At 64.2% G+C, this 12,206-nt stretch carries 13 protein-coding genes and 4 tRNA genes; 6 read left to right on the top strand and 11 right to left on the bottom strand.

Going from position 1 to position 12,206, the window contains the following annotated elements:
* Positions 1-3: 3 nt before the first annotated feature.
* The 4 genes from msrB to MTX35_RS01050 form a co-directional block, all read right to left on the bottom strand.
* Positions 4-432 carry a peptide-methionine (R)-S-oxide reductase MsrB gene (msrB, locus tag MTX35_RS01065; protein ID WP_068050608.1) on the bottom strand — a complete coding sequence of 143 codons (429 nt, stop codon included), beginning with the start codon at positions 430-432 and terminating at the stop codon, positions 4-6.
* Between the two features lie 27 nt (positions 433-459).
* On the bottom strand, positions 460-1,698 hold the full coding sequence (locus MTX35_RS01060) for a glycosyltransferase family 87 protein (protein ID WP_243593182.1): 1,239 nt from the start codon (positions 1,696-1,698) through the stop codon (positions 460-462).
* Between the two features lie 63 nt (positions 1,699-1,761).
* Positions 1,762-3,336, bottom strand: coding sequence for an alpha/beta fold hydrolase (locus MTX35_RS01055; protein WP_243593181.1), 1,575 nt, complete (start codon positions 3,334-3,336; stop codon positions 1,762-1,764).
* A 46-nt stretch (positions 3,337-3,382) separates the two neighbouring features.
* Positions 3,383-4,171 (bottom strand): pyrimidine reductase family protein, encoded by a 789-nt coding sequence (locus tag MTX35_RS01050; protein ID WP_243593180.1) that lies wholly within the window; start codon positions 4,169-4,171, stop codon positions 3,383-3,385.
* Between the two features lie 34 nt (positions 4,172-4,205).
* Here MTX35_RS01050 and zapE point away from each other — a divergent pair, with 34 nt between their 5' ends.
* Complete coding sequence (gene zapE, locus MTX35_RS01045; protein WP_243593179.1) at positions 4,206-5,219, top strand: cell division protein ZapE; 1,014 nt, start codon at positions 4,206-4,208, stop codon at positions 5,217-5,219.
* Positions 5,220-5,226: 7 nt separating this feature from the next.
* On the opposite strand, the gene MTX35_RS01040 is transcribed toward zapE, so the two are convergent.
* From MTX35_RS01040 to MTX35_RS01025, 4 genes are read right to left on the bottom strand one after another with little or no spacing between them, the layout of a single operon-like run.
* A complete protein-coding gene (locus tag MTX35_RS01040) occupies positions 5,227-5,754 on the bottom strand; it encodes an N-acetyltransferase family protein (RefSeq protein WP_374230209.1) in 528 nt (175 codons plus the stop codon).
* Positions 5,751-6,203 (bottom strand): hypothetical protein, encoded by a 453-nt coding sequence (locus MTX35_RS01035; RefSeq protein WP_243593178.1) that lies wholly within the window; start codon positions 6,201-6,203, stop codon positions 5,751-5,753. The genes MTX35_RS01040 and MTX35_RS01035 overlap by 4 nt, the downstream gene beginning before the upstream one ends.
* A 16-nt stretch (positions 6,204-6,219) precedes the next feature.
* Positions 6,220-6,927: an alpha/beta fold hydrolase gene (locus MTX35_RS01030; protein WP_243593177.1), complete on the bottom strand. Its 708-nt coding sequence runs from the start codon at positions 6,925-6,927 to the stop codon at positions 6,220-6,222.
* Positions 6,920-7,204 (bottom strand): hypothetical protein, encoded by a 285-nt coding sequence (locus MTX35_RS01025; RefSeq protein ID WP_243593176.1) that lies wholly within the window; start codon positions 7,202-7,204, stop codon positions 6,920-6,922. Before MTX35_RS01025 ends, MTX35_RS01030 begins: the two co-directional genes overlap by 8 nt.
* A gap of 224 nt (positions 7,205-7,428) precedes the next feature.
* Here MTX35_RS01025 and MTX35_RS01020 point away from each other — a divergent pair, with 224 nt between their 5' ends.
* Positions 7,429-8,298 (top strand): bile acid:sodium symporter family protein, encoded by an 870-nt coding sequence (locus tag MTX35_RS01020; RefSeq protein WP_243593175.1) that lies wholly within the window; start codon positions 7,429-7,431, stop codon positions 8,296-8,298.
* An 81-nt stretch (positions 8,299-8,379) separates the two neighbouring features.
* On the opposite strand, the gene MTX35_RS01015 is transcribed toward MTX35_RS01020, so the two are convergent.
* The 3 genes from MTX35_RS01015 to MTX35_RS01005 all read right to left on the bottom strand — a co-directional run bounded on the left by MTX35_RS01015 (position 8,380) and on the right by MTX35_RS01005 (position 8,651).
* A tRNA-Val gene (locus MTX35_RS01015) sits at positions 8,380-8,454 on the bottom strand.
* 37 nt (positions 8,455-8,491) lie between these two features.
* Positions 8,492-8,562, bottom strand: a tRNA-Cys gene (locus MTX35_RS01010).
* A gap of 17 nt (positions 8,563-8,579) precedes the next feature.
* Positions 8,580-8,651: transfer RNA gene (locus MTX35_RS01005), tRNA-Gly, on the bottom strand.
* A 243-nt stretch (positions 8,652-8,894) separates the two neighbouring features.
* Here MTX35_RS01005 and MTX35_RS01000 point away from each other — a divergent pair.
* The 4 genes from MTX35_RS01000 (at position 8,895) to MTX35_RS00985 (ending at position 12,192) form a co-directional block, all read left to right on the top strand.
* Positions 8,895-8,966 (top strand) — tRNA-Val (locus MTX35_RS01000).
* Positions 8,967-9,083: 117 nt separating this feature from the next.
* Complete coding sequence (locus MTX35_RS00995; protein ID WP_243593601.1) at positions 9,084-9,485, top strand: TIGR02611 family protein; 402 nt, start codon at positions 9,084-9,086, stop codon at positions 9,483-9,485.
* A 101-nt stretch (positions 9,486-9,586) separates the two neighbouring features.
* Positions 9,587-11,647 (top strand): threonine--tRNA ligase, encoded by a 2,061-nt coding sequence (thrS, locus tag MTX35_RS00990; protein ID WP_243593600.1) that lies wholly within the window; start codon positions 9,587-9,589, stop codon positions 11,645-11,647.
* 2 nt (positions 11,648-11,649) lie between these two features.
* Positions 11,650-12,192: an HIT domain-containing protein gene (locus tag MTX35_RS00985; protein WP_243593174.1), complete on the top strand. Its 543-nt coding sequence runs from the start codon at positions 11,650-11,652 to the stop codon at positions 12,190-12,192.
* Positions 12,193-12,206 lie beyond the last annotated feature (14 nt).

Genomic DNA, 12,206 nt, shown 5'->3' with positions numbered 1-12,206 from the left:
GGATCAGGATGCAGGCTTGAGCGTCAACGAGATCGAGTTGATGCAGTACCGCTGGTCGGTCGGCGTGGGGTAGCCCTCGCCCTCGAACACGTGGCCGAGGTGGCTGTGGCAGCTGCGGCAGACGACCTCGACACGGCGCATTCCGAGCGTGGTGTCCTCTTTGAGGATGACCGCGTCGCTGTCGGCCGGGTCGAAGAAGGACGGCCAACCGCAATGGGATTCGAACTTCTCGGTGCTGCGGAACAGTTCGGCACCGCAGGCGCGGCACTCGTAGATGCCCTCGGTGGTGGTGTCGGTGTATTCGCCGACGCCCGGTCGTTCGGTGCCGGCCTGCCGGAGCACCGCGTATTCCTCGGGGGTCAGCTTCTCGCGCCACTGTGCGTCGGTGAGCTGGACGGCGGGAGCGGAGTTGTTGTCGGTTGCTGAACTCATGCTTCCACGCTAATACGATTTGTCGGGCTATGCCGTTTTCGCAGGTGGCGCGCTCGGCAGCAGGTAGCTCGGTTCGATTCCGTCGTCCAGTCGTCCTTCGCTGCGGGCCGCGAAATAGCGTCCGACGAGAACACCGAAGATGACGACGATCAGCAACGCCCACCCGAACGTGGTGCGGAGGTAGTCGAGGGCTCGGCCGGTTTCTATCCAGCGCCCCGACAGCCATCGGTCGTAGTTCATGAACCCGTAGATCGCGAGCCAGGCGGGCCAGTTGCGTAGCAGCGAATTCTTCAGCACGACGGTCATCAGCAGCGGGAACAGCATCATGGAGTAGTACATCTGGCCCAGTGATCCCAGCAGCCAGTGTGCGGTCAGGATCAGTCCGGAGGTGGTCGCGAAGAAGAACAGACGGTCCTCGCGGCAGTATCGGTAGAGCAGCCACAGCGAGATCAGAACCATGATTCCCAGAACCGCGCGGATGCCGAGGGTGAGCAGTTCGGGGACACCGTAGTACCGCCCGTTACCCACGACAGCACTGTTGAAGTAGTCGCGAGTCTGCAGTAGGTACGGCAACGTCCGGTCGATGAAGTTCATCGGGTCGACCGACAGCGGCCAGGCGATGGCCATCATCACGACGGGGATCGCGATCGACGTGATGAAGACCTTCCACTGACGTGTCATCAGCGGAAGCAGCAGCAGCGGCGCGAGCATCGGCTTGATGGCCAGAGTCAGACCCATGGCAACGCCGGCCGACAGATCTTTGCGCTGGAGTAGATACCCGAGGAAGGCCACCTCACCGAGAAGGACGAAGCCGTTGAAGTTGGTGAACACCAACGTGTTGGTCACGGTTTCGCTGACGAAGGCCGCCAGCAGGAGTGCGGGGGCCGCAACCGAATCGAGCCGGAATCCGAAGATACGCAACAGGATGTACAGCGCGAGCAGAATCGCGACGGTGCTGGCGATGATGAACAGCCAGCGGGACCGCTCGGGATCGATGACGGCAATGGGGGAGAGCAGCATCGTCGCGCTCGGTTGATACAGGTAGTGCGGATCGACCGAGTCGAAGTTGGCCGTGTACACCGGCTGGCGGTTGAGGAATGCCAGGGCAGCGCTGTACACCGGGTTGAAATCGTTGGTGATGTCTCCGTTGACCGCCTTGATCACCACACGCTGGATGACGGTCATGATGGCGATGGGCCACAGGGCGTACTTGATTACCTCGGCGGTCGTCCGCCCTGACCGCGGCTCCAAAAAGCTAAGTGACACCCGGGAACGGTACCCGAGGCGACGACCGCACCGGCGAAGGACACCCCGCGATGGGCACCCGACTCAGGCGGGGCAGACGGTGCCGTCCGTCGGAAGCGCGGTGTCGCGGGCGTAGTTCACCGCAGCGCTCTGGAGACATTGAGATCCGCCGAGGCTCGGGTGCCCGCTGCCCTGCCATGCAGCCGAGGCGACGCCTGCACCGGACGCCCCGACCAACCCGGTGACCGAGGACAGGCCGCCGTTGCCGACGATCGGGTCGCCGGCGTTGGCCAGGACCAACACCGGGACGTCCAGGGACGACGGCAGCGGAATGGACGGAGCCGTCGGCCACGACGAACACAGCAGCGCCGTCAGAGCGGCGTCGGTGCCGTAGATCGGATAGCGGTCGTTCCACTGCGACGACAGGTCGCGAACGCCCTGCGGCGACGGCCACTGCTGCCCGTCCGTGCAGCGAGACACGAATTGTCCGTCGGTGCCGTAAGCGTTTCGACCGCGTTCGGCGAGGGCCGCTAGCGCGGTGGTGTCGGACGCGGCAGCCGCCGACAGAGTCGTCGACAGGCCGGTGGCCCGCGACGACGCGTCGCCTGCGGTCGACGCGAGCGCGAAAGTGATGCCGTTCAGGATTTCGTGGGTGGACAGCGGCGAGAATTCACCACCGGCCGCGCGTCCGAGCAGTTCCGCCACGGCGGCCGTCGGGTCGCTGCCGAGTGAGCAGTTCAGGGCGACGCAACGCTGGGCAAATGCAGTGAAGGCCGCTTCTTTGCCCTGAGTCCGCTGCTCGGCCAGCGTGATCTGATCGGCACCGACTCCGGTCGGCGAGTCGAGGATCAGGCGGGAGATGTTGTCCGGAAACTTCGCCGCGTAGGCCAACGCGGTGAGCGCGCCGTTGCCCGAGCCGATCACTCCGATCCGGTCCACACCCCAGAGTTGTCGGAGGCGGTCCAGGTCATCGGCGGCGTAGGTGGTGCCAAAGGCGAGTTCCTGTGGCTGCAACGTGTCGGTGCATTCGATGGTGGCGTCCCGACCGGCGTCGACGGCTCGGTCCACGGCATCGGCGTCGGATCTGGTGAACTGCCCCAGTGCATCGACAGCAGACTTGGTAGGAGACTGGAGGGTGTCGTCGATGCAGTCCACAGCGGTGGATCGGCCGATGCCACGTCGGTCCACCGCAACGACGGGATGCGCCTCGAGCAGGGTCGAGAGTGGGCCGGCAGCCATCGTCGCCAACGTGGCGATCGAGGACCGATCGGAACCGGAGGTGAAGACCAACGGGCCCGCATCGGCCGGTGTGCGATCGAGTCGCGCTCGCAGTGCACCGACGGCGAAAGTGCCGAACATCTGCCCGCTGGCGTCGACGTCGGCTTCGTACTCCGCGCATTCCAGGGTCAGCCCCGGAGTAGTGGAGGTGAGCCCGAACGTCCCGAGTGTCGCATCGGTGCACTCGGCCCAGGCGAGATCGGAGGTCGGAACTGCGAGAGCTTCCGGTTCCGGCGGCGCTTCTGCCGGGGACTCGGCGGGCTGACCGGGGGAAAGTTGCTCCACCGCGACATCGGGCCGCATCGACGGCCCGGCACCACAGGCCGCGCACGTTGTGGCGAGGACGAGGGCGGCGGCGAGCAACGTACGTTTCTGCGTCACCGTGCGAGGCTATCGACTTTTCGATCGATGGCGGACCGCGCGCTGCTCATCGCTGACGTACCCAGCGCGTGAGCAGCGTCCCGTCCGTGTCACCGAGAACGTGCGTCCGCTGCATCGGCGTGTCGGACGCGTGGCCGGCGTGGGCGATACGGCCCGCCTCTCCGGCGACCAACATCGGCGAAACCGTCAGGCACAGCTCGTCGGCTGCACCGTCGGACACCAATTGTCCGAACAGTCCCGGTCCGCCCTCGCACAGGATGCGGTGGAATCCGAGGTCGGTCATTGCCGCGACGATGTCGCCGGTCGACACCGATTCGCCGGACACCTCGATCACCGTCGCTCCCGCCGACCGGAGAGCAGCCACCTTCGAGCCGTCAGCAGCTGTCGTGGTCACCACGACGGGCTTGACGTCGGTGTCGGTGATCAATCGGGAATCCGCGTCGATCGAACCGGAGGCGGTGACCACCACGATGGTCGGAATCGGTGCCAGTCCGCCCTCCACCCGTCGTGCTGTCGCCTCGTCGGACAGCGAGACGCCGCCGTAGTTCTCGGCACGAGCGGTTCCGGCACCGACCAGGACGGCGTCGCACAGTTCGCGCAGGATGCCGAACAGTCGGGCATCCGCGGGGGTGCCGAGGCCCGCCGACTTACCGTTCGCGGTGACCGATCCGTCGATGCTGGCGACGAAGTTCGTTCGGATCCACGGGCGGTCCAGATCGGTCGGGTAGGGGTGCAGAGCGCGGATGGCATCGTCGTCGAGTGTCGACCCGACGGTGGGCATGGACGCGGTCGCCTGCTCCGATGTGAAGTAGGTCCCAATATCGAGAAGCTGCATGAGAGAGATCAGACCACGTCGTTACGCTCGACAAATGTCCGCACGCCTTGTCGACCGAAATCCCGTGGTCCCCTCCGATCAGCTGATCGCGCAGATGGTCCCGCCGGCGATGTTCGACGACGTCAGTTTCTCCTCGTACATTCCGGATCCCAAGGAGCCGACTCAGGCTGCTGCAGTCGCGAAGGCCGAGGAGTTCGCGAGCAAGGTCCAGAAGATCCGTGGCAAGGGCAAGCGCGGCCTCTTCGGCAAGAAGACCCCTGCCGTCGGTGCCGGCCTGTACCTCGACGGCGGCTTCGGCGTCGGCAAGACTCACCTGCTGGCCTCGATCTATCACAGCGTTCCCGAGCCCAAGGCGTTCGGCACGTTCGTCGAACTCACCCACGTGGTCGGTGCTCTCGGCTTCAACAAGGCACTGGAGGAACTCTCGAACCACAGCGTGCTGTGCATCGACGAGTTCGAGCTCGACGATCCCGGCGACACGATGTTGGTCTCGCGGTTGCTCTCCGAGCTCTCACAGCGCGGAGTGTCCATCGTCGCTACGTCGAACACCCTGCCCGGGCAGCTCGGTGAGGGTCGCTTCGCCGCCGAGGACTTCATGCGGGAGATCAAGAAGCTCGGCTCGATATTCGAGTCCATCCGCGTCGACGGCCCGGACTACCGCCACCGCGATCTGCCCCCGGCCCCCGAGCCCACGTCCGAGTCCGAACTGGTCGAGCGTGCCGACACCATCGACGGTGCGACCCTGGACGACTTCGACGATCTGCTCAAGCACCTGAGCACACTGCATCCCTCGCGCTACGGCAAGTTGCTCGACGGAATTCCTGCAGTGTTCCTGAAGAACGTGCACCCGGCATCGGATCAGGCCATCGCTCTGCGACTGGTGGTCCTCGCCGATCGTCTGTACGACGCAGGCATCCCGGTGACGGCCTCGGGTGGCAAGCTCGACGAGATCTTCACCGAGGAGATGTTGGCCGGCGGCTACCGCAAGAAGTACCTGCGCGCCACCTCGCGTCTGCTTGCATTGTCGCGTTTCGCTGCAGTCGGCTGAGTGGACGTCACAGCCTCACCTGCATGACGTAGTCGTCGTGCGTCTGGACTCCGACGACGAACGTCTTGGTGCCCACGATCTCGAACCCGTGTTTGGCGTAGAATTTCTGCGCCCGCACGTTCTGTTGGTTGACGCCCAACCATGCTGCGGCACAACCGGAATCACGTGCATGGCTCAACGATGACGACATCAGTCGCCCGGCGGCTCCGCTGCCGTGCTCGGTCGGCCGCACATAGAGTTTGCTGATTTCCATGGTCGGCAGGGTCGAGAGGGCCGCGCGAATGTCCGGGTCCGTGGGCGTCTCGGACACGAGAAGCGCGTAACCCACCACGTCCGCCTCGACTGTCTGGTCGACGAGGACCGTCCTGGTCGCGTCGGCGATGTAGTTCTCGAAATGACGTACGGACAACACCGTCGAGATGAACTGCTCGATGTCCTCTGCTCGGGTTCCCGGCGGGCAGGCGAGCGGAAAGGTCGACGCGGCCATCTCGGCGACGCGATGCGCATCGGCGAGTGCTGCCACGCGCACGGTCACAGCAGATCCACCGCGTTCTTGGCATCCCGCAGCGACAGGCCGGTGCGGTCGCGCAACAGTTTGATGGCGGAGATCGCTTTTCCTTCGGATTTCAGCGACTGCAATCGCGGGATCAGATCGTCCCAGGGTGTCGGACCGGATTGTGCAGCGTCGACGATGGTGGCCGAGGACGGAAACGGCTCCCCGCGCTCGACGTTCTCGATCGCGTTCTTCGCGTCGGCGAGCCCGGCACCTGTTCGTTCCCGAAATACCTTGATGGCCTGGATCTTCTTGTTCGCGGCCAGCAGTCGATGAATGTCTGCGCGGGCGCTCTCGTCGAGACCGATGAGCCTGATGTTCTTCGCGGTCTCCGGGGACGAGCCGGGCTTCTTGCGGGCCAACAGCCACGCCGCTAGCACCGCGGCGTCGACGAGGACCAACGCAACGATGAACCATCCCCAGGTCGGCATGCCTTAGTAGACCACTTCAGCGCAACGGGTCGAAGAGCGGGACGACAACAGACGAATCGGACGTCGGGGCACCGAACAGCGAGACGGCACCGGCAAGGGTTTTTGTCGCCGCGTCGTACTTGACAGGGGCCAGGTCGTGGCCCGCGCCCTCGATGTCGACCAGCAGTGTGGGGGCCGGGATCAGCGCGAGCGCAGCGGTCAGTTCGGCAGTGGTGCCGAACGGGTCCTTCGTGCCGTGTACCACCACCGTCGGTGTTCGCAGGTCGGGAAGATGCTGTGTACGAGCCTTGTCCGGCTTGCCCGGCGGGTGCAGGGGATAGGACGTCAGGACGAGTCCGTCGACGAGGCCCGGGCGGTCGGCCGCGATCATCGACCCTTGCCTACCACCGTAGGAATGCCCACCGAATGCGATGAATCCGTCCGTAGCTTCGCGAAGACGATCGATGGCCGCAGCGATGCCCAGCCGGTCCTCGTCCGAACGGGACGGATGCGGTGGTCCCTTGGGTTTGCGTACACGAAAAGGAAGATCGAACCGCAGCACCGTGAACCCGGCTGCCGTCCATACTGCCGCGATGCGCTGCAGTAGCAGCGACTCGCAGTTGCCGCCCGCACCGTGCGTCAGAGCGAGGCCGCCCCGTGACGGTATCGACGGTGTGTGCAAATGGGCGACGCCCCCGCCGAGATCGATGTCGGCGGAGGCGTCGGGACCATCGAGTTCAGGCATCGTTCGAGGACGTTACCTTTTCCTGGTTGTCGGCGTGATCCGTGTCGGCAGAGCCGTTGGTGTCGGCGGAGTCCTGGTCATCGGCGTCGACCATCTCACCGTTGTCGTCGACCATATCCGCGAAGGCGGTTCCCGCAACGGTGCCGTTGGTTCCAGGAAGGGCCACGGTGGGGCGGGCGCCGGGTCGATAACGGTCGTCGAGGCCCTCGACGGACTTCTTCGCTTCCTCCAGCGTGGCGTCGTCGACTGTGGGTTCGCTCTGAGCATCGTCCGACACGTGAGTGTCCTTCCATCGAAGTGTGTGCGTCGTCTCCACTGTGCACGTCTATGGCGTGAATCACCACACCTGACTTCGGGATGCGGGCCGTCGATCCGTCGAAAATGTCGACTCGACCGGGCAGGCAACCCGATCGGCTCATTTTCATTCTGCACAGCGAACTCTCGCCAGAAACGGACGAATGCCGCACACTCATCTCACGTTTCCCGCACCAGAAGGAATTCATGGACGACTCGGTAGTGATTTCGACGTTTCTGCCCATCGCACTCGCGATCGTCATGTTCGGACTCGGCTTGTCGCTGACCGTCGAGGATTTCCGACGCACCGCACGCACGCCGCGGGCCGTTGTGATGGCCCTGGCTCTTCAAATCCTGGTTCTTCCGGTTCTCGCATTCGGACTGATTCTTCTGTTCGACCTACCGCCGTTGCTGGCTGTCGGAGTGATGCTGCTGGCCGCCTCGCCGGGCGGGACCACCGCGAACCTGTTCTCACACCTGTTCCGTGGGGACGTGGCACTCAACGTCACGTTGACTGCGGTCAATTCGGTTCTGGCGGCCGTGACCATTCCCGTCATCACCAACTTCGCCATCGCTTACTTCGATGCAGACGGTGAATTGGGCCTGCAGTTCGGCAAGATCGTGCAGGTCATAGCTCTCGTATTGATTCCGGTCGCACTCGGAATGCTGGTGCGCAATCGCTCTCTGGCGTTCGCCGAACGCGCGGATCGACCGGTCCGGATCTTCTCGATCGTCATCTTGGTGTCGGTGGCGGTCGGCGCTCTCATCGGCGAGCGATCCAACGTTGTCGGTTACCTCGAACAGGTCGGACTGGTGACGGGGTTGTTCTGCTTCGCAAGCCTCGCCATCGGCTACGGTGCTGCGCGACTGCTGAAGATGGGTGAGCCGCAGTCGATCGCGATCTCGATGGAAATCGGAATCCACAACACCACCGTTGCCCTCACAGTCGCATTGAGCGTGCTCGGAAGCACTGAGGTGGCGATACCGGCCGCTGTCTACTCGTTCCTCATGTACGTATTGGCCACAGCATTCGGTTATCTGGTTTCCGGACGGACCCGCACACAGGTCTCGTCATGAGGTCGGGCAGTACGGATCGAAGGCGACGCCGGCACAAAAAGGTCCGGCCCCCGTGGTAGGGGGCCGGACCTGGTCGAACTCTGGTGCGCGATACTGGGATTGAACCAGTGACCTCTTCCGTGTCAGGGAAGCGCTCTCCCGCTGAGCTAATCGCGCGTGTCCTCGCATCGGTCTTGCGACCGATGCACTAGCGAGGTGGAGACGGGAATCGAACCCGTGTGCACGGCTTTGCAGGCCGTTGCCTCACCACTCGGCCACTCCACCATGGGTCGAGACCCTCGAGCGGATGACGGGATTCGAACCCGCGACCCTCACCTTGGCAAGGTGATGCGCTACCACTGCGCCACATCCGCATACCCCGGAGGCGCTCACTGCTGGGCAGTTGTTGTCTCCGTGGTGCGGGGAAAACATTAACCCAACGGGAGTGAAACTCACAAATCTCGTGGTCAGCTGCGGAATTCGGTCGATTCACGCATGTGAACGATGTGAAAGCAGAGACGTGACGGGACTTGCCGAGGCAGTGCGACGACGTCTTCGCCGATCGGGCAGGCGATTCGGTTCGCCGCGGCACCTCGTGTTAATGTTTTGCCTCGTTCGGTCCCGTGGCTCAGTGGGAGAGCGTCCGCTTCACACGCGGAAGGTCGCTGGTTCGATCCCAGCCGGGACCACAGGAGAGAAGGCCCGCACCGCTTGCCGGTGTGGGCCTTCTCTGCGTTCGAGGCCGGTAACCTGAGCCGGTGAGCACCGAACAGTCGAAGCCTCAGGCCGTTGCCGACCAGGGTCCGATGGACACCGCCAAGGTGAAGCACCGGCGCTTCCGGGCACGCATCGCCGAGAACAGGTCCCTCGACCTCACGTACCGAATCACGGTCGGTGTCGTCGGCACCGTTGTGTTGGTGCTGGGTGTACTGGCCATTCCCTACCCGGGGCCCGGTTGGTTGATCGTGTTCGCGGGACTGGGCATCCTGGCCTCGGAATTCGCGTGGGCCAAGAGTGCGCTGCGATTCGTCCGTAAGAGATACGACGCGTTCATGGCGTGGTTCTCGGCGCAGTCGATGTTCGTCAAGGGACTCGGCGTGCTGTTCACCACGGTCGTCGTGCTGGCGACGCTGTGGCTGCTGGGCACGTTCGCGCTGGTCGGGGGTTGGATCGGTCTGGACTGGGCATGGCTCGACAGTCCGATCTGACGAACGCGTTGCGCTGAGGCCAATCGAGTGGACCGTTGCCGATAGGCTGTCGGAGGCCTTCCTGGCCAGAAGAATCGATCGAGGAGTACTTCGCTGTGAGCATGCCCGTTGTCGCCGCTGTTTCGCCCGCCCGCATCATGGTGCCGGCCGGAACGACGGCAGGTACGGCGCTCCGCGAGACCGGCCTGCCGAACAAGGGACCCGACGCCATCGTCGTCGTGCGCGATCCCGACGGCAAGCTCCGTGATCTGTCGTGGGCACCGGAGGGCGACACCGAGGTCGAGCCCGTTCCGGCGAACACCGAGGACGGACGAAGCGTCATCAGGCACTCGGCTGCTCACGTGCTGGCGCAGGCCGTTCAAGAACTCTTCCCCGACGCGAAGCTGGGCATCGGACCGTTCATCAAGGACGGTTTCTACTACGACTTCGACGTGAAGCAGCCGTTCACCCCCGAGGATCTGACGGCTCTCGAAAAGAAGATGAAGCAGATCGTCAAAGCCGGACAGCGGTTTTCGCGTCGGGTGTACGAGTCGGTGGAGCAGGCCCGCGAGGAGTTGGCGAACGAGCCGTACAAGCTCGAGCTGATCGACGACAAGTCCGGCATCGACGATCCCGAGGTCATGGAGGTCGGCGGGGGAGAGCTGACCGCGTACGACAACCTCAATCCCCGGACCGGCGACCGCATCTGGGGCGATCTGTGCCGCGGACCGCACATCCCCACCACCAAGTACGTACCCGCGTTCAAGCTCACCCGCAGTTCGGCTGCGTACTGGCGCGGCAATCAGGACAACGCCGGCCTGCAGCGCATCTACGGAACCGCATGGGAGTCCGTCGAGGCGCTCGATGCGCATCTGGAGCTGTTGGCCGAGGCGGAACGTCGTGATCATCGCAAGCTGGGATCCGAGCTGGACCTGTTCAGCTTCCCCGACGAACTGGGCTCAGGTCTGCCGGTGTTCCATCCCAAGGGTGGAGTGATCCGCAACGAGCTGGAGAACTACTCGCGCCAGCGGCACATCGAAGAGGGATACGAGTTCGTCAACACCCCGCACATCACCAAGGGCCATCTCTACGAGGTCTCGGGTCACCTCGATTGGTACCGGGACGGCATGTTCCCGGCGATGCACCTGGATGCCGAACTCGACGAGAACGGTGACGTGCGCAAGCCCGGCCAGGACTACTACCTCAAGCCGATGAACTGCCCGATGCACAACCTCATCTTCCGTTCCCGCGGCCGCTCGTACCGTGAGCTGCCGTTGCGCCTGTTCGAGTTCGGCTCGGTGTACCGCTACGAGAAGTCCGGCGTCATCCACGGTCTGACCCGGGTGCGCGGCATGACCCAGGACGACGCGCACATCTTCTGCACGCGCGAGCAGATGCGCGGCGAACTCACCAGCACCCTCGAATTCGTCCTCGGACTGCTCAAGGACTACGGACTCGATGATTTCTATCTCGAACTCTCCACTCGCAACCCGGAGAAGTCGGTCGGCAGCGACGAGGTCTGGGAAGAAGCGACCAACACCCTCGCCGAGGTCGCGGCGGCGTCGGGTCTGAACCTCGTGCCCGATCCGGGTGGTGCCGCGTTCTACGGACCGAAGATCTCGGTGCAGGCCAAGGATGCGCTGGGGCGCACCTGGCAGATGTCGACCATTCAGCTCGACTTCAACCTGCCCGAACGCTTCGAACTCGAATACACCGGCTCGGGCGGAACCAAGGAACGCCCGGTGATGATCCACCGCGCGTTGTTCGGTTCCATCGAACGATTCTTCGGGGTGCTCACCGAGCACTACGCCGGTGCCTTCCCGGCCTGGCTCGCACCGGTCCAGGTGGTCGGCATCCCGGTTGCCGAGGTCTACCAGGACCACCTGTTCGCGGTCGTGAACGAGCTGAAGAAGCGGGGAGTGCGCGCAGAGGTCGACGCCAGTGACGACCGGATGCAGAAGAAGATCTTCAACCAGACCGCCCAGAAGGTCCCCTTCATGCTTCTCGCCGGCGAACGCGACGTCGAAGCGGGTGCGGTGAGCTTCCGATTCCGGGACGGCACGCAGGTCAACGGCGTCCCCGTCGCCGATGCCATCACTGTCGTCACCGACTGGATCTCCCAGCGCAACAACGCATCACCGACCGCCGAACTCATGCAGACCGAACCCGCAGGAGCGAGCTGACCATGTCGGAACAGGACGAATCGATCGTCGTCACCGGGGCCGGTGAGCCCGATCGGCTGCAGCGACTGTGGACGCCGCACCGGATGTCCTACATCGCCGAGGCCCCGCGGGGGTCGGCGAAGTCGAACGAGCCGTTCTCCGACATCCCCAAGATGAGCGACGAGGACGGTCTCGTCGTCGCGCGAGGCGAGTCGGTCTACGCGGTCTTGAACCTGTACCCGTACAACCCCGGCCACACGATGATCGTGCCGTATCGCCGCGTCGCGGCGCTCGAAGACCTCACGCCCGCCGAGAGCGCCGAGCTGATGGCGTTCACGCAGCAGTTGATTCGCGTCATCAAGCGGGTGTCCAGTCCGCACGGCTTCAACGTCGGCCTGAACCTCGGTGCTGCAGCAGGTGGATCGCTTGCCGAACACCTGCACCAGCACATCGTGCCCCGGTGGGGCGGCGACGCGAACTTCATCACCGTGATCAGCGGCGCAAAAGTCATGCCGCAGTTGCTTCGTGACACTCGGGCCCTGCTCGCGTCGGCCTGGAACGAATGAACCACAGGCGAGAG

Origin of the sequence: Rhodococcus sp. ARC_M12, assembly GCF_022810385.1 — a bacterium.
In the GTDB taxonomy this organism is placed as follows: domain Bacteria; phylum Actinomycetota; class Actinomycetes; order Mycobacteriales; family Mycobacteriaceae; genus Rhodococcoides; species Rhodococcoides navarretei.
The sequence above is the reverse complement of the archived record's forward strand: the minus strand, read 5'-3'. Positions and strand labels throughout refer to the sequence as shown.